Source organism: Micromonospora sp. NPDC051925, assembly GCF_044548625.1.
GTDB lineage: Bacteria > Actinomycetota > Actinomycetes > Mycobacteriales > Micromonosporaceae > Micromonospora.
Map to the genome: position 1 here is coordinate 59,920 of NZ_JBIUCH010000002.1, position 25,475 is coordinate 85,394.

Annotated in this window: 21 protein-coding genes and 2 pseudogenes; 14 read left to right on the top strand and 9 right to left on the bottom strand. The window is 72.4% G+C overall.

The genetic code is table 11. The annotated features are described in order from the left end of the window. Positions 1 to 132: 132 nt before the first annotated feature. Positions 133 to 1,251: a glutamate--cysteine ligase gene (locus tag ACIG87_RS03205; protein ID WP_396847699.1), complete on the bottom strand. Its 1,119-nt coding sequence runs from the start codon at positions 1,249 to 1,251 to the stop codon at positions 133 to 135. 50 nt (positions 1,252 to 1,301) lie between these two features. Beyond that, on the bottom strand, positions 1,302 to 2,468 hold the full coding sequence (locus tag ACIG87_RS03210) for a M20/M25/M40 family metallo-hydrolase (protein ID WP_396847700.1): 1,167 nt from the start codon (positions 2,466 to 2,468) through the stop codon (positions 1,302 to 1,304). Positions 2,469 to 2,705: 237 nt separating this feature from the next. Between ACIG87_RS03210 and ACIG87_RS03215 the strand changes: the two genes are divergently transcribed. Then, the gene (locus ACIG87_RS03215; RefSeq protein WP_396847702.1) at positions 2,706 to 3,257 is read left to right on the top strand and encodes a carboxymuconolactone decarboxylase family protein; all 552 of its coding nucleotides are present in this window, start codon (positions 2,706 to 2,708) and stop codon (positions 3,255 to 3,257) included. A 52-nt stretch (positions 3,258 to 3,309) separates the two neighbouring features. Here the strand turns inward: ACIG87_RS03215 and ACIG87_RS03220 are convergent, their stop codons facing one another. After that, complete coding sequence (locus tag ACIG87_RS03220; RefSeq protein WP_396847703.1) at positions 3,310 to 4,245, bottom strand: hypothetical protein; 936 nt, start codon at positions 4,243 to 4,245, stop codon at positions 3,310 to 3,312. A gap of 115 nt (positions 4,246 to 4,360) precedes the next feature. Between ACIG87_RS03220 and ACIG87_RS03225 the strand changes: the two genes are divergently transcribed. Both ACIG87_RS03225 and ACIG87_RS03230 read left to right on the top strand, forming a co-directional pair. Next, positions 4,361 to 5,206 carry a maleylpyruvate isomerase N-terminal domain-containing protein gene (locus ACIG87_RS03225; RefSeq protein ID WP_396847704.1) on the top strand — a complete coding sequence of 282 codons (846 nt, stop codon included), beginning with the start codon at positions 4,361 to 4,363 and terminating at the stop codon, positions 5,204 to 5,206. Between the two features lie 153 nt (positions 5,207 to 5,359). Then, the gene (locus ACIG87_RS03230; RefSeq protein WP_396848170.1) at positions 5,360 to 6,544 is read left to right on the top strand and encodes an acyl-CoA dehydrogenase family protein; all 1,185 of its coding nucleotides are present in this window, start codon (positions 5,360 to 5,362) and stop codon (positions 6,542 to 6,544) included. A 192-nt stretch (positions 6,545 to 6,736) separates the two neighbouring features. Here the strand turns inward: ACIG87_RS03230 and ACIG87_RS03235 are convergent, their stop codons facing one another. Then, a complete protein-coding gene (locus ACIG87_RS03235; RefSeq protein ID WP_396847706.1) occupies positions 6,737 to 8,026 on the bottom strand; it encodes a low temperature requirement protein A in 1,290 nt (429 codons plus the stop codon). 252 nt (positions 8,027 to 8,278) lie between these two features. Here ACIG87_RS03235 and ACIG87_RS03240 point away from each other — a divergent pair, with 252 nt between their 5' ends. Beyond that, on the top strand, positions 8,279 to 10,471 hold the full coding sequence (locus ACIG87_RS03240) for a S8 family serine peptidase (protein WP_396847707.1): 2,193 nt from the start codon (positions 8,279 to 8,281) through the stop codon (positions 10,469 to 10,471). Between the two features lie 174 nt (positions 10,472 to 10,645). On the opposite strand, the gene ACIG87_RS03245 is transcribed toward ACIG87_RS03240, so the two are convergent. Continuing rightward, positions 10,646 to 11,266, bottom strand: a complete 621-nt coding sequence (locus ACIG87_RS03245; protein ID WP_396847709.1) for a TetR/AcrR family transcriptional regulator — start codon at positions 11,264 to 11,266, stop codon at positions 10,646 to 10,648. A 147-nt stretch (positions 11,267 to 11,413) separates the two neighbouring features. On the opposite strand from ACIG87_RS03245, the gene ACIG87_RS03250 reads away from it, so the two are divergent. Continuing rightward, positions 11,414 to 12,178 (top strand): siderophore-interacting protein, encoded by a 765-nt coding sequence (locus ACIG87_RS03250; RefSeq protein ID WP_396847710.1) that lies wholly within the window; start codon positions 11,414 to 11,416, stop codon positions 12,176 to 12,178. A gap of 29 nt (positions 12,179 to 12,207) precedes the next feature. Beyond that, positions 12,208 to 14,379: a 2Fe-2S iron-sulfur cluster-binding protein gene (locus ACIG87_RS03255; RefSeq protein WP_396847712.1), complete on the top strand. Its 2,172-nt coding sequence runs from the start codon at positions 12,208 to 12,210 to the stop codon at positions 14,377 to 14,379. 161 nt (positions 14,380 to 14,540) lie between these two features. Here the strand turns inward: ACIG87_RS03255 and ACIG87_RS03260 are convergent, their stop codons facing one another. After that, positions 14,541 to 15,161, bottom strand: coding sequence for a hypothetical protein (locus ACIG87_RS03260; protein ID WP_396847714.1), 621 nt, complete (start codon positions 15,159 to 15,161; stop codon positions 14,541 to 14,543). A gap of 223 nt (positions 15,162 to 15,384) precedes the next feature. On the opposite strand from ACIG87_RS03260, the gene ACIG87_RS03265 reads away from it, so the two are divergent. From ACIG87_RS03265 to ACIG87_RS03295, 7 genes are all read left to right on the top strand, one after another. After that, the gene (locus ACIG87_RS03265) at positions 15,385 to 16,683 is read left to right on the top strand and encodes an efflux RND transporter periplasmic adaptor subunit (protein ID WP_396847716.1); all 1,299 of its coding nucleotides are present in this window, start codon (positions 15,385 to 15,387) and stop codon (positions 16,681 to 16,683) included. Between the two features lie 103 nt (positions 16,684 to 16,786). Next, positions 16,787 to 17,506 (top strand): response regulator transcription factor, encoded by a 720-nt coding sequence (locus ACIG87_RS03270; RefSeq protein WP_396848172.1) that lies wholly within the window; start codon positions 16,787 to 16,789, stop codon positions 17,504 to 17,506. Next, on the top strand, positions 17,503 to 19,155 hold the full coding sequence (locus ACIG87_RS03275; RefSeq protein WP_396847718.1) for a sensor histidine kinase: 1,653 nt from the start codon (positions 17,503 to 17,505) through the stop codon (positions 19,153 to 19,155). Before ACIG87_RS03270 ends, ACIG87_RS03275 begins: the two co-directional genes overlap by 4 nt. A gap of 46 nt (positions 19,156 to 19,201) precedes the next feature. Next, the gene (locus tag ACIG87_RS03280; protein WP_396847720.1) at positions 19,202 to 20,446 is read left to right on the top strand and encodes an efflux RND transporter periplasmic adaptor subunit; all 1,245 of its coding nucleotides are present in this window, start codon (positions 19,202 to 19,204) and stop codon (positions 20,444 to 20,446) included. After that, a complete protein-coding gene (locus ACIG87_RS03285) occupies positions 20,446 to 21,180 on the top strand; it encodes an ABC transporter ATP-binding protein (RefSeq protein ID WP_396847722.1) in 735 nt (244 codons plus the stop codon). Before ACIG87_RS03280 ends, ACIG87_RS03285 begins: the two co-directional genes overlap by 1 nt. After that, the gene (locus tag ACIG87_RS03290) at positions 21,177 to 22,370 is read left to right on the top strand and encodes an ABC transporter permease (RefSeq protein WP_396847724.1); all 1,194 of its coding nucleotides are present in this window, start codon (positions 21,177 to 21,179) and stop codon (positions 22,368 to 22,370) included. Before ACIG87_RS03285 ends, ACIG87_RS03290 begins: the two co-directional genes overlap by 4 nt. Before the next feature lie 21 nt (positions 22,371 to 22,391). Next, the gene (locus ACIG87_RS03295; protein WP_396847725.1) at positions 22,392 to 22,955 is read left to right on the top strand and encodes a hypothetical protein; all 564 of its coding nucleotides are present in this window, start codon (positions 22,392 to 22,394) and stop codon (positions 22,953 to 22,955) included. 179 nt (positions 22,956 to 23,134) lie between these two features. Here ACIG87_RS03295 and ACIG87_RS03300 read toward each other — a convergent pair. After that, a pseudogene (locus ACIG87_RS03300) lies at positions 23,135 to 23,383 on the bottom strand (serine hydrolase); the annotation flags it as partial. 11 nt (positions 23,384 to 23,394) lie between these two features. Between ACIG87_RS03300 and ACIG87_RS03305 the strand changes: the two are divergent. Beyond that, a pseudogene (locus ACIG87_RS03305) lies at positions 23,395 to 23,682 on the top strand (2-amino-3-ketobutyrate CoA ligase); the annotation flags it as partial. Between the two features lie 75 nt (positions 23,683 to 23,757). Here the strand turns inward: ACIG87_RS03305 and ACIG87_RS03310 are convergent. Together ACIG87_RS03310 and ACIG87_RS03315 are read right to left on the bottom strand one after the other, a co-directional pair. Then, a complete protein-coding gene (locus tag ACIG87_RS03310) occupies positions 23,758 to 24,228 on the bottom strand; it encodes a DUF6314 family protein (RefSeq protein ID WP_396848174.1) in 471 nt (156 codons plus the stop codon). Positions 24,229 to 24,443: 215 nt separating this feature from the next. Beyond that, entirely contained in the window at positions 24,444 to 25,415 is a 972-nt protein-coding gene (locus ACIG87_RS03315) for a zinc-dependent alcohol dehydrogenase family protein (protein ID WP_396847727.1), read from the bottom strand. Between the last annotated feature and the right edge of the window lie 60 nt (positions 25,416 to 25,475).

Here is a 25,475-nt window from a genome sequence, read left to right on the forward strand (position 1 = left end):
GTTGCAGCTGGAACGGGGTGGTCGCGATCTGGTTCACGGGGGGCCTCCATCGGCAGGTCGGGGCCCCTCCAGCATCACCCACGCCACCCGCCGCCGGTTGTGCGCGATTGCCCAGATCGCCCCGGCGAAAAGTCAGCCCGCCGTCCGCTCCGCGAGGTCGTCGACGACGTCGGCGAGCGTTCCGCCGTCGCGGACGACGGCCCGCTGGCGTCGCGCCCCGGTGCCGTCGGCGCTGAGCCGCTCCAGCCACTGTCCGACGGGGTCGTGGTCGCCGTGGGCGCGTAGCGCCGGCTCGACCGTGGTCAGCAGGTCGCGGGCCAGCTCGGTCGTCGGCCGCAGCCGGCCCGTGCGCGGGTCCAGGCCCTCGCCGTCCAGGCCGTCGCGGGCTGCCCGCCAGTAGGCCGCCCGCAGCAGTTCATCGGCGACCTGCGGGGTGGGTTCGCCGGCGGCCACCACGGCCGACAGGTGCACCACCAGCGCCCGCACCAGCGCCGCGTACCGCGCCGCGTCCTCGGCGGTGGCGGCGGAGTCGGCGACCCGGACCTCCAGGGTCGGGTACCGCTCCGAGGGGCGTACGTCCCAGAAGATGGTGGCCCGGTCGACGAGCGCGCCGGCGTCGAGCAACTGGCGTACCACCTGGTCGTAGTGCTCCGCCGAGTCGAACACCGGCGGCGGGCCGGCGACCGGCCACCGGCCCCAGACCGTGGTGCGCCAGCTCGCGTACCCGGAGTCGCGGCCGTCCCAGTACGGCGAGTTCGCGGTGAGGGTCAGCAGCAGCGGAAGGTAGGGCCGCAGGTGGTTGCCGACCAGCACCGCACGCTGCCGGTCGGGTGTCTCCACATGCACGTGCAGCGCGCACAGCGCCAGCTCGTCGTGCAGGCCCCGGTACATCTCGTTGCCGAGGGTCTGCCGCGGGCCGACGGTCATCGGCGGCGGCACCGTCCCCGCGACGGGGGCCGTGCCGGTGGCCACCACCCGCAGCCCGGCCGCCCGCGCGCAGTCCGCGACGACCTTGCGGGCCTCGCCGAGCTGGTCGGTCAGCTCGCCGAGGGTGCCGCAGGCGTGGGTCCGGGTCTCCAGTTGCAGGGTGGTGATCTCGCCGGACACCCGCTCCCCGAGCGACGCGGACGCCGCCGCCACGACTTCGGCGGCCCTGGGCGCCGGGGCCCGGGTGACGGCGTCGACGACGAGGAACTCCTCCTCCACCCCGAAGCGGGGCGGCGGGGCGGCCGGGGGTGTGGTGAGGGTCATGACACACCATTATGGACGGTGAATCGGCCCGTGGCCAGCAGCGACGCGCCTCACAGGCGCGCGGGGACGCCCCGAGTCGCGCCGACCGGACCCCGCCGTTGCGGGGCGAGGACGCCGGCGACCGTCGCGGCGAGCAGGGCGGCGCGATCGGGCAGCTGGCTGACGTCCACCCACTCGCTGCGGGCGTGCGACCCGCCGCCCACCCCGCCCAGGCCGTCCAGCGTGGCCACGCCCAGCGACCCGGTGAAGTTCGCGTCGGACGCGCCGGCGGCGTGCGCGGCCTCCAGCGGCGGCAGGCCCAGCTCGTGGCCGGCCCGCCGGGCGATCTCCAGCAGCGGCGTCGCCACCGCCTCCTGCAACGGGTAGCGGTTGATCCCGCCGCCCACCACGAGAGCGGCCTCGGCCAGTTGGGGGGTCAGCGCGTGGATCAGCCGGTCCACCCGGTCGAGTTCCTCCCTCGTCCAGGCGCGCACGTCGACGCAGAACGTCGCCGACTCGGGCACCTGGTTGCTGATGCTGCCGGCGCTGAGCACCGTCGGTGTGACGCTGGTGCCCTCGGCGGCGAACGCCCGCACGGCCAGGACCTGGTGGGCCAGCTCGACGGCCGCGTTCACCCCCCGGTGCGGCTCCACGCCCGCGTGCGCGGCCCGGCCGCGTACGGTGATGTCGTACCTCGAACCGCCCTTGCGGGCGACCTTGAGTGCGCCGGTCTCCGTGGCCGGCTCGCCCACCAGCACCGCCCGCGACCGCCGGGCCTGCTGCTCGATCAGCGGCCGGGAGGTCGGAGACCCGCTCTCCTCGTCGCAGGTCAGCAGCACCCCCACCCGGGACGTGTCGGGCAGCAGCGACAGCGCGGTGACCAGCTGCACGATGCCCGACTTCATGTCGGCCACCCCGGGCCCGGTGGCGATGTGGTCGGCGAGCGCGAAGGGCCAGTCCCGCGTGGTGCCCTCCGGCCACACCGTGTCGTAGTGCCCCAGCAGCAGCACCCGCTGGTCCTCGGCCTGCCAGAGCAGGTGCGGCAGCCCGTCGCGCATGACCCGCACGGCGGGCCGGCCCAGCACCGGGCTGATCCAGCTCTCCAACAGGTCGGCGCAGGCGTGCAGGCGCCGCACCGCCCCGGGCGGGGATTCGGCGTGCACGAGTTGGCGAAGTCGGTCCACCATGGCCCCGGCCTGCGTCCGGGCCTCCTGCCGTATGTGCGTCGTGTCGACCATGGTGCCGATCGTGGCAGCGGCCCGTACGCAGCGGCAATACGCGTACGTGCCCTGCTCGTCGCCCTGAGTGTCGGCCCAGGTGTCGGCCTCGCGGACGGCACTTTCGAAGAGATCGCGACCCGTGGCGTCGGGCCGCAGTGGGCACGGTCGAAGAAGCGGGCGGGCCGCCGGGCCGGCAGCATGCGCAGCAGGACCGCGTCGCCGCCGGCCGCGGCCTGTCACGCCGAGGAGAGACACGTGGCACACATCGATCTGGGTCTGGACGAGACGCAGTACCCGGGGATCAGCGGGCTCATGCACTACCGGCCGGAGACCGCCGTGGCGCTCAACGCCCTGGCCGAAGCGCTTCTGCACGCCCCGCACCCCACCCTCAGCGCCGGCGAGCGGGAGCTGATCGCGGCGTACGTCTCCGGGCTGAACGACTGCACGTTCTGCTGCTCGTCGCACTCGGCGTTCGCCGCCGCCCAGCTCGACGGCGGCATGCCGTTGGTGGTCCAGGTCCGGGCGGACCCGGACACGGCCGAGGTCACCGCGAAGCTGCGCGGCCTGCTGCGGATCGCCGCCGCGGTCCAGTCCGGCGGTCGCAACGTGAGCGCCGCGCTGGTCGACGCGGCCCGCGCCGAGGGCGCGACCGACCTGGAGATCCACGACACGGTGTTGATCGCCGCCGCGTTCTGCATGTTCAACCGCTACGTCGACGGGCTCGGCACCCGGCTGCCGGAGGACCCGGTGGCCTACACCGAGACCGCGGAGCGGATCAAGGTCGGTGGGTACGTGGGCTCGGCCTGACCCGCCCCGGTCCGGCGGGCGCGGGGCCGCGCCCGCCGGCACGACCACCGTCCTATCCGTTGTACGGCATGGTGGGGAACCAGCCGTAGCCGAACATCGCGGGCAGCCGTACGTCCCAGTACACGACCATGAACACGCCCAACGCGATCAGCAGTGCCCCGGTCACCGCGGCGGTGCGGGTCGGGCTGGCGGCGAGCCACTGCACGAACCGGCCCCGGGTGGCCACGATGACCAGGGCGAACAACGCGGTGACGATGGCGATGTTGCCGAGCGACTGGAGCACGAACGCGCCCGCACCGTACAGTGGATTGCCGGTGTCCACCGCCCAGTGGAACAGCTTGTTGAACAGCGGGTACGGCCGGCCGATGAGGAACCCGCCGACCAGCGCGCCGAGCACCACCACCCGGGCGACCGGGCGACGCGCGAACGAGTCCGGCAGCGTGCCGAGCGCGGCCAGGCCGAGGTAGACGAAGGCGAGCCCGATCACGCCGAAGACGACCATCGACTGGACCAGACGCACCGGCAGCCCGCCGACGGTGTCGGTGGACAACTGCGGCAGCCGGTCGCCGAGCAGCACGCCCACGAAGCCGTAGGTCGCGGCGACCGCCACCATCCCGACGGTGAGCCAGCCGACCGGCCGCAGCAGGACACGCAGCCCGGCCCGGGTCGCATCGGCGTCGCTGGCCTGGCTCATCGGGCCGACCGCGGCGGCCATCGCGATGTTGCACGCCGTGAAGGTGCCGGCCAGGCCGGAGACGAACGCGAAGACCAGACCCGCGACGGTGCCACCGATGGCGGTGGTCTTCGCGTCGTGGCCCAGCAGGGTGTTGGCGACGTTGTCGCCGATCACGTGGTCGACGAACTCGTACGACCACAGCACCGCCAGCAGGACTCCCGCCGCGACGCCGCCCAGGACGATCCGCCCGCGCGTGCGCGGGTAGGCGTGCGCGGTGAGCTGGACCGCGCGCCTTCTTTCGGTGTCAGTCATGGATGGATTGTGGGGACGGATCCCCCCGTTGCCTTCTTCCGGATTGCCCTGTCCGTCGGGCAGGACGGCAACCTCGAACAAGTGTCCGGGTGTCCGGCTCCTCCATCGTGGACTCATGTCGGTCACTCCGTACCAGTGGCGCCGCGTCCGTACCTCCGTGCCCGTCGTCCTCGGGCGACTGCTCGACCTCGTCTGCGAGGCCCCGCCCGATCGGCCCGCCACCGCGCACTGGACGGTGGCGGACACCATGGCCCACCTGTGCAGCGTCGCGGCGATGGGGCTGGCCCTGGTCCGGAGCGCCCCACCCGACCTGCCGGTGCCCGATCTGCTCGAGCTGCGCCGGCACACCACGGTCGACACGATCTCGGTGATGAACGCCGAGGTGCTGCGGCACTTCACCGAGCGGCGGCTGCCGGTGCTGGCCGACCGGTTGCGCGCCGACGTCGAGGAGGTGCTGCGGGCGGCCGACGAGGCCGGGCCGGACCACGAGGTGTCCTGGCTGGGCGGGGCCCGGCTGCCGGTCGCCGGGCTGCTGGCCCACCTGCTCAACGAGCTGAACCTGCACGCCTGGGACATCGCGCGGGCACTCGGTCGGCGCTGGGTCGTCGACCCCGCCGACGCCGCGCTCTTCGTCGACCTGTTCATGATCGGCATGACCCGCCGCGGCTACGGCCGGCTGCTGGACCGGGACGGCCCGGCGCACCCCGGACCGATCTCGGTGAACTTCCGGCACCGCTTCGGTCCCGAGGTGACCATGGTGCTGATCGACGGCCGGGTGACGGTGGCGCCGACGGAGCGCCGTCCCGACGTCCGGCTCTCCTTTGATCCGGCCACCTTCACGCTGATGCTGTTCGGCCGGGTGTCCCGGGTACGCGCGGTCCTCGGCGGCGCGTTGCGGGTGGGCGGCCGGCGGCCCTGGCTGCTGCCGATCTTCCTGCGCACCATGCGCCTGCCGTCCTGACCCGGGTCGCCGACCTCGCCTGCCGCGGGGGAGGCGACCGTGCCGGCGTGCGAAGGACGCGGGGCGCAACACGGAAGAAGTTCCCCCGCGGTGACGGGTGCGACCGTGGGATGGACAAGGTCCACGAGGCCGGAGAGCCTGCCCAAGGAGGAACTGGTGACGATTACCGAAACCCCCACGCGCGAGGAGATCCTCAGCCGCGTCGCCAAGGCCGAGCCGGTGCTGCGGGAGCATGTGGCCTGGTCGGAGGAGAACCGCCGGCTGCACGAGGCGACCGTCGAGGCGATGGCCGAGGCCGGCATCTTCCGGATGCGGGTGCCCAAGCGCTACGGCGGCTACGAGTGCGACGGCGCGACGCTTGTCGAGGTCGGCACGGCGCTGGGCCGCATCGACGGCTCCGTGGGCTGGGTCGCGATGGTGAACTGGATCCCCACCTACCTGGTCTGCATGTTCCCCGACGAGGTGCAGGACGAGGTCTTCTCGATTCCGGACGTGCGGGTCTGTGGCACCAACGCCCCCAAGGGCACGATGGTCCCGGTCGAGGGTGGCTACATCCTCAACGGCCGGTGGCCCTTCGTCAGCGGGGCGCACCACGCGCACTGGATGGAGGCGGCGGCCGTCATCCTGCGCGACGGCGCCGAGCCGGAGCCGGTCATGACCATGGTGCCGATGTCCGACATGGAGATCGTCGACGACTGGCACACCACCGGGCTGCGCGGCTCCGGCAGCATCACGACGGTGGCCACGGACGTCTTCCTTCCCGCCGAGCGGGTCATCCCGCTGGGCGCCGCGCTCGGCCCGGACACGCTGTCGGCGACCAACCGGAACATTCCGATCTACTCCACCCCGGCCACGCTGGTCGCCGCGGTCTCCGGGGTCGGCATGCTGGCCGGGCTGGCCAAGGCGGCCCGGGACACCTTCTTCGACCGGCTGCCCGACCGGAAGATCATCTACACCGACTACCCGAGCCAGGCCGAGGCCCCGCTGACCCACCTGCGGGTCGGCTCCGCCACCCACAAGATCGACCAGGCGGTGTTCCACGCCCGGCGGATCGCCGAGGTCGTCGACCACAAGGCGTTCAGTGGCGAGGCGTGGACGGTCGAGGAGCGGGTCCGGGTGCGCGCCGACCAGGGCGAGGCGGCGCGACTGGCCAAGGAGGTCGCCGACATCTTCCAGATGGCCAGCGGCGGCACCTCCATCTACACCGACGTCCCGATCCAGCGCATCGTGCGGGACATCACCTCGGCCGCGCTGCACGGCCTCGTCGTCCCCGACGTCAACACCGAGCTGTACGGCAGGGTGCTGTGCGGGCTGGAGCCCAACACCCTCTACATGTGACGCCTGCGCGCCGTGCCGGGCCCTCCCACCACCGCCGCTGGGAGAGCCGGCGCGGCGTCGGCGCACGGCGATGACGACCGTGCGGCAGCCGTTCGGCGTGCTGGGCGTGACCGCCGTACGGCTGGTCCTGACACCGGCGGCGGGAGGGACTCCCGGACACACCCTCGTCGAACTGCCGACCACCTGTCGTGTTCACAGATGGCGGCGTCGCCATGCGGACTGCTCGTGCTCGGCGGCGAGCTGCTCGTCCAGGGCCGTCTCGCGTACCTGTCGGCGGAACGGGTCGGCATGGCGTAGCCCGGTCACCACCAGGGTCAGGCAGACGATCGTGAGCAGTGCCAGTCCGACGACCGCGGGTAGTGAGGTGGTCGCCGGCACCAGGAGCCCCAGCACGACGGCCGCGACCACCAACGCCGGGCGGATTCTTCGCACGGTGCGCCACTGCAGCGCGAGCAGGCCGGCGGCGTAGACGCTCACCCCTCCGAACAGCACACCGTCGTCGACGTCCGACGGACGGACGAGCCACGCGTCGCGGTCCGGCTCGCCGATCGTGGTCAGGTACCGCTTGAGCCCGAGAGCGAAGAGGATGGCCCCGGCGATCAGCACGAAGTGCAGGACGACGTACGCGTCTCTGGCGAGGGCGAACCGCTGGCCGGGATCGCGGGTGCGGTGCATGGTCTGCTCCAGGCCGAGCGCGAGAGAGTCGAAGTACATCCACCACAGCGCCGCGATGACGGCGACGCCGAGGATCACCGCCGTGATCACCGGCCAGACCAGCGGCAGGTTGGTGGTCAGCCCCGCCCCGGTGCCGAGCGCGATGATCGACTCTCCGAGCGCGATGAGCAGGATCAGCGCGTACCTCTCCGCCCAGTGTCCGGCGGAGACGACCGTCAGGCCGGAGCCCCTGAGGCTGCCGGCGACGAACTCGGTGCCCACCGCGCACGTCCACAATCCGAGCTTCGCCCACGTGGCCCACGGCGTCGCCGTCGGATTCGGTGGTAGCGCGGCCGTCAGGATCAGCGTCGTGCTGACGACGACCGGTAGGCCCAACCGTCTCAGGCTCCCGCCCCGGTCCTGGCTCTTGGCCACCAGCACGAACACCTGCAGTCCTCGGATGATCAGGTAGCAGGCCGCGAAGACCAGCGGCCCCGGCGCTCCACCGGGCCGGTCGACCAGAGCCTCGGGCAGCGACAGGGTGAGCACCAGCAGAGCCGCCACCGTCACCGCGCCGACCAGCGGGACGACTCCCTGGTCGGCCCGCAGGTAGTTGCCGAGTGCGGCGAAGCCGACCCAGCACCACCACAGCAGCGCCAGCACCACCAGCCCGCCGAGCAGCGCCACCGTACTCAGATGCTCCGCCAGGACGGTCGTGACATTGAGAAACGCGAACACGAACACGAGGTCGTAGAACAGTTCGAGACGCGTGACACGCGAGCCCGGTGCCGTCGGGAGGAACCGGTCCGGGCGACGGAGGGATCCCACTCTGACGAGTGTGGCAGCCAGCGGGACTCCCGAGGCGAGAAACCGCAACTGCGGCCCGTCCAACCGCAGTAGCGGTCGACGCGGCGAAGAATCATTGCCGAGTAAAGAAGTTGATGGACATCTTTGGTGTCGAGGTGTTCGGGGTGTCCATGATGTTGGCGGTACGGCTTCCGGAAATCCGCCCCACCCTGTCGCCTGACGTGCTCGACGGGGCCGGCTCCGGGCACCTGGAGCACGTCAGGGGAGGTAACCATGGCAGCGGCAGGAAAACGCCGACCCTCTGTCCTCCGGACCGGCATCGGGGCCGCAGCGACCCTGCTGGCCCTCACCGCGACCGTCATGCCCGCGACGGCCGCTCCGGCCGAGGGCGCGGTCCTCGCCGCCGGTGGCCCGACCGCCGTGGCCGGCTCGTACATCGTCGTGTTGCGGGACTCCGCCGTCGCGGCCGACACCGTGGACGCCACCGCGCGTTCCCTCGCGTCGCGGCAGGGCGGCGGCGTCGGCCTGGTCTACCGGCACGCCCTGCGGGGGTTCGAGGCCCGGCTGTCCGAGCGGGGCGCGCGCCGGCTCGCGGCCGACCCGGCGGTGGCCTCGGTGACGCAGAACCACACGGTGTCCGTGTCGGACATCCAGAGCCCCACCCCGTCCTGGGGCCTCGACCGGGTGGACCAGCGCGCGCTGCCGCTCGACAACTCGTTCACCTACCCCCGCGTCTCGCCGGCCGTGCGGGCGTACGTCATCGACACCGGGATCAATCTGACCCACACCGAGTTCGCCGGGCGGGCGGTGTCCGGCTGGGACGTCGTCGACAACGACACCGACGCCACCGACTGCCAGGGCCACGGCACCCACGTGGCCGGCACGGTCGGCGGGTCCACCTTCGGGGTGGCCAAGAACGTGCAACTGGTGGCCGTACGCGTGCTCAACTGCGACGGGCGCGGCAGCATCGGGCAGGTGATCGGCGGGGTCGACTGGGTGACCGGCGATCACGACCCGGGGGAGTTGGCCGTCGCGAACATGAGCCTCGGCGGCCCGACGTATGCGCCCATGGTCGAGGCCGTGACGCGATCCATCGCCGATGGCGTCACCTACGCGGTGGCGGCGGGCAACGACAACGGCGCCGACGCCTGCGGCACCAGCCCGGCTGTGGTGCCGGAGGCGATCACGGTGGCCGCCACCGGCGCCGACGACGCGCGCGCGTCGTTCTCCAACATCGGCCCGTGTGTGGACCTGTTCGCGCCGGGTGTCGACATCACCTCGGCGTACATCGGCAGCAACGTGGCCACCCGTACGGCCTCCGGAACGTCGATGGCCAGCCCGCACGTCACCGGCGCGGCGGCGCTGATCCTGGCCGACGCCACACCCGGGGTGGTGACCGACGCGGGCGTCGGCTCGCCGAACCGGCTGCTCCATGTCAGCGCCACCCTCCCGGCCAACGACTTCACGCTGGCGGCCACCCCGGCGAGCGGCGTCGTCACGGCCGGTGGCGCCATCTCGACCACGATCACCGGCACCGTCACGAGGGGCGCGGCCCAGTCGGTGTCGTTGGTGGCCAACGGCCTGCCCGGCGGCGTCACGGCCACGTTCCAGCCCGCGAGCATCTCCTCCAACGGGAGCACCACCCTCACGATCAGCACGGCGTCGACGACGCTGGCCGGCACCTACACCGTCACGGTGATCGGCACCGGGGCAGGTGCGATCCGTCCGGCGGCGTTCCAGTTGCGCGTCAACGACGTGCCCGGCTGCGTCGGCACGAACGGCACCGACACGGGGCTCACCCGGAACGGTCCCGTCGAGATCCCCATCACGATCACTGACTGTCCCGGCGTCGCCGCCCGCAACAGCACGGTGGAGGTGCACCTCGACCACACCGCCATCGTGGACCTCGACGTGCGGCTGACCGCGCCCGACGGGACCTGGTACTACCTCGTCCTCCGTACCGGCGAGGGCAGCAGGGACATCGACTACACGTTCACCTTCGACCTGTCGGCCGAGACGGCGAACGGCGCCTGGAAGCTGTACGTCGACGACTCCGGGCCCTCGGGTACCGGGTTCTTCGACTCGTGGCGGCTCAACCTGGCCGGTGCCGACCTGCCGGCACCGGCGTGCGGTGGTGTCGCCACCGCCGACGTGCGGATCCCGGACGTCGGCGTGGCCGAGTCGCCGATCAGCGTGGCCGCCTGCGGCCGGGCACCGTCCGCCGGCAGCTACGTGGAGGTCAAGGTCCGTCACCCGTGGGGCCGGGAGCTCAGGCTCTCCCTGGTCGCACCGGACGGGCAGACGATCCTGCTCAAGGACGTCAACGGGATGGGGCTGCCGAACGTCTACGAGACCTTCGTCGTGAACCTGTCGGGGAAGTCGACGGGCGGCACCTGGAAGCTGCGGGTCGAGGACTTCTTCGGTGGCAACGAGGGCGTGATCGACGGCTGGAAACTGACCCTCTGACAGGCCGACCAGACCTCGTCAGATGACGACCACGGCACCGCGTACACCGGTGTCCCCTACCGCCAGCACCTGGACGGTCCTGGCCGTCAGGCGCGAGCGTCCCGACCGGTCGTGCCGGTCGGGACGCTCGGCGGGAAGCGAACGTGTCTCCGACGGCGTCCCGCTGGTGAGTGGCTACCGGTCACCGTGGAGATAGCGCGTGATCATGTCCACCAGCTCGGTCTCGAACGTCTCGATCGGGATGGACCGTGGGTCGGCCATGAACTTGTGCGCGTTGATCTCCACGGTGAACGTGATCAGCTCGGCGGCGGTGTCGAGGTCCCGTACGGTGACGTCCGGGTGGCGGGCGAGGAGGTCCCGTACCTGAGCGACGCGGGCCCGTCCGTGCCGGTCGATCGTGTCGAGCAGTTCCTTCGAGACCGGCGCTTGCTCGATCATGATCCGGAGCAGGTGCGGATCGTCGGCGTGGTTGTCGATGGCGTCGCGGACCAGCGCCCGCACCGTCGCCTTCAGGCTTCCGGGGGACAGGTCGAGTCGGTCGGCCTGCGTCCAGGTGCCGCGGTCGATGTGGCGCACCAGTAGCTTGGCGAGGATGGCGTCCTTGTTGGGGTAGTACTGGTACAGCGAGCCGATGGAGACGCCAGCGCGTTCGGCGATGCGGTTGGTGGTGCCGGCGGCGTAGCCGTGCTCGGCGAAAACGTGAGCAGCGGCGGTGAGGATGCGCTCGCGGGTGAGTTCGGCGCGTACCTGGAGGGGCTCGCGACGTGGCTGAAGGCGGCGTTCGGGCGACGGCATGGGAAGGCCCCTCCGGGAGTCGCAAAGCGAGTAGCCAAAGAGCTGAACTATTGCTCACAATAGCATCGTGAACTGCGAAAACAAGCCAACCCCAGAGGTGGGTGGTAGGCCGTGATCCCCAAGGTGCGCCGGCCCGGATCACGCACGATGATCACGCTGGAGGTGCGTCGCCGAGAGTTTCTCACGCCGGGATTCGTGAGCGTCACCCTCGGTGGTCCAGGCGTGCGGGACCTGGTCGTCGCCGGCAACGACCAGGCGGTCCGGCTGTTCTTCCCCCGCGAGGCACAGACCGCCCTGCGCATGCCGACCGTCTCGAACGAGGCCTGGATGGCCCAGTTGATGGTGATGCCGAAGTCGGCGCGCCCGTGGGTCCGCAACCTGACGATCCGGCGCGCGCGGCCGGCGGACGACGAGATCGACATCGAGTTCGCCGTGCACGCTGACTCGCCCTTGTCGTCCTGGGTACGCCGAGTCGAGCCGGGTGATCCGGCGGGGATCTTCGACATGGGCACCATGTACCGGCGGCCGGAGCACGCGCAGGGGCAGTTGCTGGTCGGCGACGAGACTGCACTGCCTGCCATCCTGTCGATTCTCGACGGAACGCCGCCGTCGCTGGCCACGGAGGTCTACCTGGAGGTGGCGTCCGCTGCCGACGTCCGCTCCGTCGAGGCACCTGCCGGCGTCCGCATCCACTGGTTCGGCCGTGACGACGCAGCTCTGCGGCCCGGCACCTTGGTGCTCGACGCGGTGCGCGGCGCGGCGCTGCCGGCCGGTGACTTCTACACGTGGGTCGCGGGCGAGTCCCGGCTGGCTACGACGGTGCGGCGGCATCTGGTCAACGACCGTGGGGTGCCCAAGCGGGACATCTCGTTCTTCGGGTACTGGCGCCTGGGCTGGTCCACCCCCGGCTGAGAGGAATCACCGTGCAGCAAACAGACCGAGTGAGCATTCCGCGCCGGCTGACGACCGTGGAGGAGGTCGAGACGATCGTCGGCCGACCCATGCCGATGATCATGCTCAAGCAGATCAGCGCGCTCGACGAGGGATGCCGAACCATCCTCGCCCACTGTCCGATCGCGGCCTTCGGCTACCGGGATGCCGATGGCACCAGCAGGACGACCTTCATCGGCGGCACGCCGGGGTTCGTCCGCATCCATTCGCCCACGCGGATCTCGTTCCTCCTGCCCGAACCCGGCGACCCGAACGGTCCGGTCTCCTTCTTCTTCCTCCTGCCAGGCGTCGGTGAGATCCTGCGCGTCAACGGTTCCGTCACGGCGGGCAAGGGCGCGGAGACGACCGTCGACATCGCGCAGGCGTTCGTGCACTGCGCACAGGCCGTCCTGCGGTCCCGCCTGTGGCAGCCGCCCGCCCCGGCGGAGCCGGCCGCCGAGATCGCGGGCGAGGGACCACTGTGCCGACCGGGCGTCGCCGAGTTCCTGGCCGCGGCACCGTTCCTCGCCCTGTCCACCTGGGATTCCTCGACTGGGAGTGACACGAGTCCGCGCGGGGACCGGCAGACGGTGGCGCGGATCCTGGACAGCCGCACGCTCGTCATCCCGGATCGTAAGGGCAACAAACGCGCCGACACCCTGCACAACCTGCTGGAGGACGACCGGCTCTCGTTCGCCGCGCTCGTCCCGGGACGCAGTGGCGTGCTGCACGTCCGTGGCCGCGCTGCGATCACCGACGATCCGGCGCTGCTGGAGACGATGGCGTTGCGCGGCCTGCCCCCGCACCTGGCGCTACTCGTCGACGTCGAGCACGCCGAGGTGACCGGCAACGCCCCGGTGGCCCGCTCCCGGATGTGGATGCCCGGCGCACGCCTCGACCGCGGCGCGGTGCCGGACCTGATGGCGCTGGCGGGAGAGCACCTCGCCACCAACGCGACGAACGCCGAGGGCCGCTCGCCCGCGTACCTGCTGAAGGTCGTCAGGGTGATCCCGGGGATAACCCGGTTGCTGCGGCTGGTGATGAACCGTGCCTACCGTGCCGGGTTGCGGAAGGAGGGCTACGAGAATGTCGCGTCCGGCGCGGGCGGGCGTGGCCCTGGCCTGCTGCGCCGACGTCGTGCCGACAGGGGAGGGGCGCAGCGTCCCCTGCGGGAGGTGTGCATCGCCGAGGTGCGGAGGGAGACACCGAGCACGGTCACCCTCGTGCTGCAGGATGCCGACGACCTCCCTGGTTCGTTCCACTTCCGGCCTGGCCAGTTCTTCACCCTCGTCTGCGACATCGACGGCATCCCGGTGCGGCGGGCCTACTCGGCATCGTCGCCGCCAGGGTCGCCTCGACTGGAGGTCACCATCAAGCACGTCGAGGGCGGCCGGTTCTCCACCCACGTGCACCGGAGTCTCCGCGCCGGAGACCGTCTCGCGGTGCTTGGCCCGTCGGGGTCCTTCCACGCCGGGCCACAGCCCCCGGACGAGATCGTGCTCGTCGCGGCGGGCAGCGGCGTGACGCCGATGATGAGCATGATCCGTACTCGGCTCGCTGCCCGGTCGGAGCGCGGGCGAATCTCGCTGCTCTACAGCAGCCACAGCGCAGATGAGATCATCTTCGCCGACGAGCTGGCCCGACTCGTGAAGGACGAGCCCGACCGGCTGACGGTAACGCACGTCCTGACCCACCGGGACGGGCGGCTCGACGCGGACCGCGTCCGCCACTGGGTCACCGGCCTGTCCCCGGCCCGGCACGCCCACTACTTCGTCTGCGGCCCCGAACCGTTGATGAACATCGTCCAGGGTGTGCTGACCGAACTCGGAGTTCCGGACCCGCAGGTGCACCACGAGCGCTACACCAGCGGAGCAGACACAGATACCGAGACCGCGACGACCGTGCCGCAGGAGATGGCCGTCGAGAAGGACGGATTCCCCATCGGTACGGCGACGGTCGAACCCGGCCAGACACTGCTCGAAGCGGGACTCGCGGCAGGGCTACCGATGCCGTACTCGTGCACGGTCGGGAACTGCGGCGATTGCACGATGCTGCTCCGCAGCGGAGAAGTCACGCAGAACGCACCGAACTGCCTCACGCCACGACAGAAAGCTGAAGGCTACGTGCTGACGTGCACAGGCCACCCCCTGTCGAAGGTCACCCTCGACATCGTAGAGCCCTGATCACCTCACTGGAGATCCTGGATCTGCTCGGCCACCCGGACGCCGAGCAGATCCAGCCGCACCCCCGTAGTCGTAGCCCTTCTCTCGCCAGGTGGAACCTCTCCAAGGCGAAGGGGCCTGCTGCACCAGCAGACCCCTTCGACACGGGTGCGCGGCGGTGGTCAGGTCGTCGGGGACGGGCTGAGCGCCGCGCAGGCGGTCAACGCCTCCCGGGTCTTCGCGTCGCTGTCGACGAGCTGGTCCGGATTCAGGCCCCGGTCACTGAGGCAGGTGCGGTAGGCGGCGGACCGCCCGTCGCCCGATCCGCCCGGCTGGGCGCCCGGCGCGCCGGACGCGCCGGGGCCGCCCGGCCGGCCGCTGGGCTGCACCGACGCACACGCCTCCTGTGCCTTCTGCCAGGTCTGTTCGTCGACGCCCTCCGGCCGGCCGCCGCCCGGGAAGCCGCGCCCTGCGCCCCGCGACGGGTCGGCGCTGCCGGACGGGAAGCCGGATGGGCGGTCGCTGGGGACACCGGACGGGAAGCCGGACGGGAAACCGGTGGGGGCACCTGACGGACGCGCGCCGCCGGGGCCGCGTGACGGGTCCATCGTCGGCATCGCCACGCCGTTGTTCCGCAGGCATTCCTGGTACGCGGCGAAGGGGTTTCCAGCCCCACCAGCGTCGCTCGATGCGTCGCTCGGCGTGTCGTCCGATCCACCGCCGCAGGCCGCCAGCAGCAACACCGCCGAGGCTGCGGCGGTCATGACGGTCGCCAACCGACGGCGTCTCTTAGTCAACGGCACGGGTACTCCTCAGGCTTCATCCGGTAGCTGCCCAGGAAACCGGTCGTACCTCGTCGGCCGCTCGGACCCGGCTCGGAGTTCCCTCGGAACGCGGCCCAGGGCATCGGCGCCACCGGTCGCCCGCGCTGCGGCGGGGGGAGCATCCGGACCGGTGTCCGGTTCCGAGCCAACTCTGAGGTGGGGTCGAGCCGGCCGCGAGGCGCGCTGCGCAGACTGCCCGACCATGGGGATCGGTCTGAAGCGACGCTGGCGTTCCCGGCGGACCCGGTGGTGGGCGGCCGGTGCCGCCGGCCTGCTGCTGTTACTCGGCGGGGCCGGGGTGCGGGCCTGGACGGCGGACGCCGCGGACGCGCCGACCCGACCGGTGACCGTGGCCGTCGACCGGGGGCCGGTCGCGGTCGAGGTGGCCACTTCGGGCACCGTCCAGCCGGCCACCACCCGCAACCTCAGCTTCACCGTCGCCGGCACCGTGCAGACGGTCAGCGTGCGGCCGGGCAGCGTGGTCAAGGCCGGCCAGCAGCTCGCGGTGATCGCCGACGCCGACCTGGCCGACGCGGCGGACAGCGTCCAGGATGCCAAGACCGACCTGGCCGAGGCGCGGGACGCGCTGACCGAGGCGTGGGACGAGGCCGACGACCCGACGCCGAGCTGCCCCACCGGCACCGGGGTACGACCGGTGGCCTGGCGCTCACCGCAGCCCACCGGCACGCCCGAGGCGACGCCGGCCACGGGCACGCCCGCCCCCGGTAGCAGCACCACGCCCCGCCCCACCACAGGCTCCGCCACGCCGAGCCGTACGCCCGGTGGCCCGGTGCCGACCGCCACCGGTGGACCGGGCGCGTCCCCGGCGCCGGCGGGCCCCGGGAGGAGCGACGCCGACTGCGGCGCGGACGCCGGCGCCACCGCACGGGGCACCGACCCGATCCTGGCCGCCCAACGCCGGGTCAACCAGGCCGAAGCCGCCCTCACCGAGGCGCAGGAGGCCCTCGACGGCGCCACCATCAGCGCGCCGATGGCTGGCACCGTGCTCTCCGTAGCCGGGTCGGTGGGTAGTCAGGTTACCCGGGGTGGCACCTTCATCACCCTGGCCGACACGTACGCCATGCAGGTGGTGGCGAAGTTCCCGGAGGCCGACGCCGGGGCGCTCGCGGTCGGGCAGAGCGCGACCCTGACCCTGGCCGACCGGCCGGAACAGACGTTCGAGGCGACCGTGGTGCAGGTCGACCCGGTCGGCACCGCCGACGGCACGATGGTCCGCTACGGCGTCGTGTTGTCCTTCGCCACCGCCCCGGAGGACCTGCTGGTCGGGCAGAGCGCCGCCGTGACGGTGCAGACCGGTGCCGTGGCGGACGCGCTGCGCGTGCCGTCCACCGCCGTGCACGACGGCGCGGACCGTACCGGCAGCGTGCTGCCGGCGGACGGCGGGCCGGCGCGCACCGTCACCATCGGGTTGCGCGGCGGCCAGTACACCGAGATCACCTCCGGGATCACCGCCGGGGAACTGGTGCGGCGCTCCTGGTGACAGGCGGCGCACAGGTGCGGCACAGTCAGCATGGAGGCTGGTCCGGTACGCAGTTCGGGTGCACACCGACATCCTCCGGCCGCCCACGGCCGGCCCCACCCCGATCACCGAGGGTGAACCTGCCCGTGCCCGCCTGTTGGTGGTCGACGACGAGCCGAACATCTCCACCCTGCTGGCCGCCACCCTGCGGCTCGTCGCGTACGACGTGCGGGTGGCGGGATCCGGCAGGGCCGCGCTGGCCAGCGTGGAGGAGTTCGCCCCGGACCTGGTGATCCTCGATGTGATGTTGCCCGACCTGGACGGCTTCGAGGTGGCCCGCCGGCTACGCGCCGCCGGTCGGCCGGTGCCGGTGCTCTTCCTCACCGCCCGGGACACCGTCGAGGATCGGGTCGCCGGGTTGGTGGCCGGTGCGGACGACTACGTGGCCAAGCCCTTCAGCCTGGAGGAGGTGGTGCTGCGGATCAGGGCGATCCTGCGGCGTACCCGGTTGGAGCTGCAGCCGGCCCCGGCCACCCAGCTGCTGCGCTACGCCGACCTGGAGCTGGACGACGACGCCCACGAGGTACGCCGGGGCGGCCGGCCGGTCGACCTGTCGCCCACCGAGTTCCGGCTGCTGCGCTACCTGCTGCTCAACGCCGGGCGGGTGGTGAGCAAGGCGCAGATCCTGGACCGGGTCTGGAACTACGACTTCGGTGGCGACGGGCGGATCGTGGAGTCGTACGTCTACTACCTGCGGCGCAAGGTGGACCGGTCCGGTCCACCGCTGATCCACACGGTGCGCGGCGTGGGCTACACCCTGCGGCTGCCACGCGGCAACGAGTGAGACGCCTGCCCCGGGTGCGCCCGTGGTCGCACTGGACGCTGCGCTCCCGACTGGTCCTGGTCGTCGGGGCGCTCGCCACGCTGGCCCTGCTCGGGGCGAACACCGCCGGCCTGCTGCTGCTGCGCAGCTACCTGGTGGACCGGGTCGACGAGCAACTCGCCGGACAGGTCCGCCCGTTCACCGGCGAGGCCCGCCCGGGCCCCGGTCCAGCAGGTCCCGGTCCAGCGGGCACCGGTCCAGCGGGCACCGGTCCAGCGGGCACCGGTCCAGCGGGCACCGGTCCACCGGGCACCGGTCCACCGGGTGGCCCGGCCGGCCGGATCGCCCGGCTCGGGCCGGACCAGCTCGTGCTGTTCTACCGCGCCGACGGCACCCGCGACGCCGAGCGCAGCAGCACCCCCGGCGAGACGGCACCGGACCCGGGCTCGTTGGCCGAGGTGACCGCGCGCGCCCACGCCGGCCAGCCGTACACCGTCTCCGGCAGCCACGGCGGCGCGGACTGGCGGCTGCTCGCCGTGCCGGTGGGCGGGACCGGCGCGGTCGTGGTGGTCGGCGCCTCCCTGGCCGAGGTGACCCAGACCGCCGACCGGCTGCTGCTCATCGACGTCGCGGTCACCGGCGGGGTGCTGCTCGTCCTCGGCCTGCTGGCCGCTTCGGTGGTGCGGCTCGGGCTGCGCCCGCTGACCCGGATGGAGCGGGTCGTCGCCGGCATCACCGGTGGCGACCTGACGCGTCGGGTGGACGACACCGACCCGCACACCGAGCCCGGTCGGCTGGGTGCCGCAGTCAACCTGATGCTGGATCGGATCGGCACCGAGATGAGCGCCCGCGCCGCCTCCGAGCGCCGGCTGCGGCAGTTCGTCGCGGATGCCTCGCACGAGCTGCGAACGCCGCTGACCTCGATCCGCGGCTTCGCCGAGCTGTACCGGCGCGGGGGCGCCCCACCCGGTCGGGTGCTGGACGAGACGATGGGCCGGATCGAGAGCGAGGCGGCCCGGATGGGCGTGCTGGTGGAGGACCTGCTCCTGCTCGCCCGACTGGACCGACAGCGCACCCCCGCGCTGCGTCCGGTGGATCTGCTGGAGATCGCCGCCGACACCATCCGGGACGCGCACGCCCGCACGCCGGGCCGGCCGGTGCGGCTGAGCACCCTCGCCGAGCACGACCCGACCTTCGAGACGCCGACCGTGCTCGGCGACGAGCACCGGCTGCGCCAGGTCGCCGCGAACCTGGTCGGCAACGCGGTGCAGCACACCGGCCCGACGACCCGGGTGACCGTCCGCGTCGGTCGGCTCGCCGCCCCGCCGGCCGTGCCGGTCGTCCGCTCGGGGCCGGTCTCCGCGTCGGACGCGGACGGATACGCCGTGCTGGAGGTGCACGACGACGGGCCGGGCATCCCCGCCGGGCACGCCGGCCGGGTCTTCGAGCGGCTCTACCGGGCCGACCCGAGCCGGGGCCGGGCCGGTGGGGGCGGTTCCGGCCTGGGACTGTCCATCGCCGCGTCGATCGTGCACACGCACGGCGGCTGGATCGAGCTGGAGACCGGTTCGGGCCCGGGGACGACCTTCCGGGTGCTGCTGCCCGCCGTACCCCCGCAGTCGACCCCGCCGCGCGACGAACCGGCGGCGTCGACTCCGAGCCAGCTCTGAGCTTGCGCCGAAGATCCTCCCAGCCGGCCCGACGAAGCTGACCGGCATGCGAGTGCGCCTGCCGGACGTCCTGCGTCGGCCCCCCGCCGCGGTCAACGCCACCCTGGTCCTGCTGCTGGCCGGCGGCGGCTGCTGGGCGTGGCTGTCGGTGCGCGGCGATTCGGCGGCGGATGCCACGCCCACCGGCACCCGGACCGTCAGTGTGTCCAGGGGCACCGTGACCGCCACCGTCACCGCCGACGGCTCGGTGCGCAGCGCCTCGACGGCCACCGCCAGCTTCGCCACCGCCGGCACCGTCACCGCCATCGCCGTGCAGGTCGGCGACCGGGTGAAGAAGGGCCAACTGCTGGCCACCGTCGACCCGGCCGACGCGCAACGCGACCTCGACGTGGCGAAGGCGGACCTGACCGCCGCGCAGGACGCCCTGGACCGCGCCGAGGAGGCAGGTTCGGACACCTCGTCGGCCCAGACCTCGGTCACGCAGGCCGAGCTGGCGGTGTCCGAGGCCAAGGCCGCGGTGAGCGGCGCCCGGCTGACCGCGCCGATGGCCGGCACGGTCGTCGCGGTCAACGGCACCGTGGGCAGTTCCTCCGGCGGGTCGGCCACCGGCGGCGGCTCGACCGGCGGCTCCTCCGCCGGGCAGCAGGGTGGCAGCGGTTCGACCGGCGCCACCAGCTCCGGATCCACCTCCTCCAGCGGGTTCGTCGAGCTGGCCGACCTGACGAAGCTCCAGGTCACCGCCGGCTTCGCCGAGGCGGACGCGACCCGGCTCAAGGACGGCCAGGCAGCCACCATCACGTGGAACGCGTTGCAGGGCGCCCAGGCCGGCGGGAAGGTCGTCGCGGTCGATCCGCAGGCCACCACCACCAACAACGTGGTCACCTACGGAGTCACGGTCAGCGTCGACGAGCTGCCGACCGGCGCCAAGCCGGGGCAGACCGTACGGGTCTCCGTGGTCACCGGCACGGCCGCGGACGTCCTGACGGTCAGCTCGGCGGCGGTCAGCGGCAGCGGCGACCGACGCACCGTCACGGTGGTCACCGACACGGGGCAGGAGAACCGGCGGGTCACCGTGGGTCTCGCCGGCGACCAGGCGTACGAGGTCACCTCGGGGCTGACCGAGGGGGAGCGGGTGGTGCTGCCGCAGAGCAGCGGCACGACGGGCAACACCGGCGGCGGATTCCCCGGTGGGGGTGGCCTGTCGGGCGGCGGTGGCTTCCCGGGCGGTGGCCTACCCGGCGGGGGCGGCGGCCCCGGCGGCGGCGCCCGGGGCGGGAACGGAACCCGTTGATGACACCGGGAAACGCACGCCGGCCGGTCCTGGACGTCCGCATGCTGACCAAGGTGTACGGCGAGGGCCCGGCCGCGGTGCACGCCCTGCGCGGGATCTCGCTGGCCGTCACCGCCGGTGACTACGTGGCCATCATGGGTTCCTCCGGATCGGGCAAGTCGACCCTGATGAACATCCTCGGCTGCCTCGATGTGCCCTCCGGCGGGCAGTACCTGCTGGACGGGGTGGACGTGGGCAGCCTCGCCGACCGTCAGCTCGCCCTGGTCCGCAACCGCCTCATCGGCTTCGTCTTCCAGGCGTTCAACCTGATCCCCCGGACCAGTGCGCTGGCCAACGTCGAGTTGCCGCTGGCGTACGCCGGGGTACGGGCCGGCCAGCGGCGGAAGCGGGCGCTCGCCGCGCTGGACGCCGTGGGGCTGGCCGATCGCGCCGACCACCAGCCCAACCAGCTCTCCGGTGGTCAGCAGCAGCGGGTCGCGGTGGCCCGGGCGCTGGTCACCGAGCCGGCGCTGGTGCTCGCCGACGAGCCGACCGGCAACCTGGACAGCAAGTCCACCGACGACATCCTGGCCGTCTTCGACCAGCTCCACGCGGCCGGGCGGACCATCGTGCTGATCACCCACGAGCCGGAGGTGGGCGCTCGGGCCGGGCGTCTGATCCGGCTGCTCGACGGTCAGGTCCGCTCGGACGTCCGGCAGGGCGGGCGGCACGCGGTGGCGGGGTCGGGCCGATGAACCTCACCGAGACCGTCCGGTTCGCGCTGCGTGGCGTGGCCGCCAACAAGCTGCGCTCGGCGCTGACCATGCTCGGCATCCTGATCGGTGTCGCCGCGGTGATCCTGCTGGTAGCGGTCGGCAACGGGTCTGCCCAGGCGGTCAACGACCGGATCGAGGCGCTGGGCACCAACACGCTGACCGTCACCGGCACCAACCGGGGCGGCAGCGCTGGTGGGCTGACCCTCGAGGTCGCCGGCGCGCTCGCCGACCCGGTGCTCGCGCCCGACGTACGGTCGGTCTCCCCGCTGGCCACCACGAGCGCCACGCTGACCTTCGAGGGGACCGACCACGAGGTGTCGCAGTTCGTGGGCACCCGGCCGAGCTGGTTCACCGCGTCCAACTCGCCACTGGCCAGTGGCACGGCGTTCAGCGCCGACGACGAGGCGCAGGGCCGTCGGGTGGTGGTCCTCGGTCGGACCGTGGCCGACGAACTGTTCGCCGGGGTGGACCCGGTGGGCCGGCAGGTCACGGCGGGCGGTGCGCTGTTCACCGTGGTCGGGGTGCTGGCGGAGAAGTCCTCGACCGGCTTCCAGGACGCCAACGACACCGCGATCGCTCCGCTGCGGGCGGTGCGCGAGGTGCTCACCGGGTACGGGTCGCTGAGTTCGATCATGGTGGAGGCGAGCGATCCGAGCCGGGTGTCGGCGGCGCAGGAGCAGATCTCCACCGTGCTCGCCCAGCGCCTGCCGACGTCCACCTCGGGCAGCACCCCGTACCGGATCCAGAACGCCGCGCAGCTGTTGCAGACCCAGTCCGAGACGGCCGACACGTTCACCGTGCTGCTGGGCGCGGTGGCCGCGATCAGCCTGCTGGTCGGCGGCATCGGCATCACCAACATCATGTTGGTGACGGTGACCGAACGGACCCGGGAGATCGGCATCCGCAAGGCGCTCGGCGCGCGTCGGCGTACGGTGCTGACCCAGTTCCTGGTGGAGGCGACCCTGCTGAGCCTGCTCGGTGGGGCGCTCGGGGTGGCGGCGGCGCTGATCGGCGCCCGGTTCACCATCGTCGGGGTCCACCCGGTGATCGTGCCCAGCTCGGTGGGGCTGGCCCTCGGGGTCTCGGTCGCGATCGGCCTGTTCTTCGGCGGACTTCCGGCGGCCCGCGCGGCCCGGTTGCGCCCCATCGACGCCCTGCGCTACGAGTAGGCCGACATGCGAGGAACCGACATGGACAGCAGCGACACCGTCGTCTTCGACCGGGTCGACGACCAACCACCGGCTCCGGCGGGGGCTCCGGACCGTGATCTGACCGCCGCGCTCGCCGCAGCGGCGCCCCGCCGGTGGTGGAACCGGACAACCCTGGCACTCGGCGCGCTGGTGCTGGTGCTGGCCGGTTTCCTGGGCGGGGTTCACGTGCAGCAGCGGTGGGGTGAGGAGTCGAGCACCGCCGGGTCGGGGCGGGCCGGGTTCCCGGGTGGTGTGCCCACCGCCTTCCCCGGCGCCGCCGGGCGTGGCCAGAGCGGCACCGGGCCGGGCGGCGGGGGAGCGCCCGGTGGTGCGACCGCGTCGGCGACGACCAGCGGGAAGGTGAAGCTGGTCGACGGCGACACGCTCTACGTGGAGACCGCCGACGGCACCCTGATCACCGTGCGCACCACCGACGCCACCATGGTCCGTACCGCCAAGCCCAGCAAGCTGAGCGCGCTCAAGGCCGGGCAGAGCGTCACCGTGCAGGGCGGCTCGGCGACCGACGGCACGGTCACCGCCACCGCGGTCACCGCCGGGGGCTGACCGCGCTCAGGGCCGAGGCCGCCGTGCGGTCGTGGGTTCGCGCTGCCCGGCGGGTGTCGCGGTCTGCGTGACTCCTTCCTGTCGCAGCTCCAGGAGATGGGTCCGGTGTGATGGCCCCGCGCGACCAGGGGCCCTCGCTGATGCGGAAACTGCTGGTCGAAGCTGCTGTCGGCCATGGCAACCGGTGCCAGCACCAGAGTTCGCATGAGGGCCTCGAACGGGGTGCCGGTCGCGTCCTCCACCAGCTGCTGGAGTACGGAGTAGTGGCTGCCCGAGTACCGGAAACGACTACCCGGCAGCATGGTCGACCGAACCGGTGGGGTGGTCGTCGAGCCGGTGCCTGCCAGGACCTCCAACAGCGACGGGGCACGATCCGCGGCATAGCCGCGGTACCAGGTGTCGGACAGACCCGCCGGGTGCGCCAGCAACTGTCGTAACGATCCGGACCGCCGACCCGGTCTGGCAGGCAGCGGCCGACCACGGGTTGACCGGGATCAGGGTCGACACCCCCACTGGCGAGGCGAACAACCGGCTCGTCGACCGGGCGACCGGCCGCGAGTTCGTCAACATGTGTTCCTGCGCCTACCTCGGGCTCAACCACCATCCGGCGGTGATCGAGGGCGCGATGGCGGCGCTACGCGAGGCCGGCGCCACCTGGCTGGTCACCTCGACCACCCGCATCCGGCACCAGTTGCTGGCCAGGCTGGAGGAGGAGCTGGGGGAGCTGGGGCGGCCGGTGACGTGATCACGTCGACGTTGATTCCGGGAGCACCCGGGGCCGGGTCAGGACCGACCGGATCGGTCACGACGTGGTGGGTCGGGTGTACGTCGTGTCGAGGTCGTATTCCTTCGTCGGGCCCTCGACATGCCATTGTTCGGTGAAGGCGTCAGCGTGCAGGAGCCGTCCGGCTACCCGGTACGTGTCGGCGTTGCAGAGGTGGCTTGCGCTCCACTGCCCGTCGCGCAGGTCCAAGCGGTAGAAGGGCCGACCGTCGGCGAAGTGCACGTCCATGGCTGGTCCGCCACGATCACGGTAGATCAGCCTGCGGCTGGCCGGGCCGCGGTACGTGCCGATGGCCACCTCGCCCTGCTCGGCGTACCACAGTTCACCGGGTGGGCCGGGAGAGAACACTGCCCGTCCGGTGAACACGCCGTCCTGGTGGGCCCGGTGGTCGAAGATCGTCCGGTGTACGCGCCATTCGCCGGGCAGGAACCGCAGGGGTGTGACAGGGAATGGGAGGTCCGGCTCCTCCGCCTGATGTTTCGCCCTCAGCGCCGTCTCCCCTCCGAGCGGACCACCATGTCGCCGGCAGCCATGTTAACTACCGGTTCACGGGCTCACCTGGTCGTGGATGTTCGCCGACGGATCCATCGCGGGCGGTGTCGGCCGGTGAGGCCGAGCGCAACACCAACGCTCCGCTGCGGTGGGCGGTGTCCGGTCGACGCCCCCAATTGCGATCTCACCGGCCGGTCGAGTCCGGCACCGAGCTACCGGCCGATCCGGATGAGGACCTTTCCCGGTGTCGTCTCCGCCCGTCGCAACGCGCCGCCGAGATCGTCGAGGGTGAACTCCGCCGCGATCGGCGTGCCGAGCCGGTCAGCCCTCAGCTGGGTGAAGACCCGGGCGAAGGCGTCCTCGATCTCGGACCGGCGCATGGCGTACACCCGGTCGCGCAGCCGGAAGAAGCGCACCGCCTGGCCGGCGTGCCGATCCTGCGCGGCAATGGCGAGAGGCGTGCCGGACAACAGGCCGAAGTGCACGAGTTCTCCGCCGTCGCGCAGCAGCGACATCAGTAGCGGTCCATCCGGGCCGCCGACGCAGTCGAAGACGACGTCGACCGGGCCGCCCGCCGCCGCGCCGAGCGCATCGCGCCAGCCCTCGTCGCGGCGGTCCACGATCGCCGTGAACCGGCCGGAGTCGGCCGGGGACCGGCCTGCGCGCCCCGTGGTCAGGCCGATGGCGGCGACGCCCCGCGCCCGAAGCAGGTCCGCCAGGTGGCCGCCGATCGCCGATCCCGCGGCGGTGATCACCACCGCGCGGGCCCCGTCGGGCACGTGTGAATCGACCATGAGCAGGGCGGTGACCGGATTGATGTACGCGAACGTCGCCGCCGCGTCCGGGATGTCCGGGGGGATCGGGAAACACCAGGATGCGGGCACGGTCCGGTACTCCTGCCAGTTCCCGGCGCCACCGATCGGGACGACGCGTTGCCCGACGAGGCTGCGGTCCACGTCCGGCGCGGCGGCGACGATCTCGCCCGCACCCTCGAACCCGGGCACGAAGGGGAAGGTGGTCCGGGACGCGTACGCCCCCGAGATCGTGATGAGGTCGGACGGGTTCACGGTCGTGGTCAGCATCCGCACCGTCACGTCGCCCGGAGCCATCGACGCCGGCGTCGCGTCGACGAGTTCGACGACGGAGGACGCCCGGCCGGATCTCACCGCCAGCGCTCTGAGCATGTGGGGTCCTCGGGGTACAGGTGGCGTCGGCGGAGTGATCCCGCGGATGGCGATTGTCGC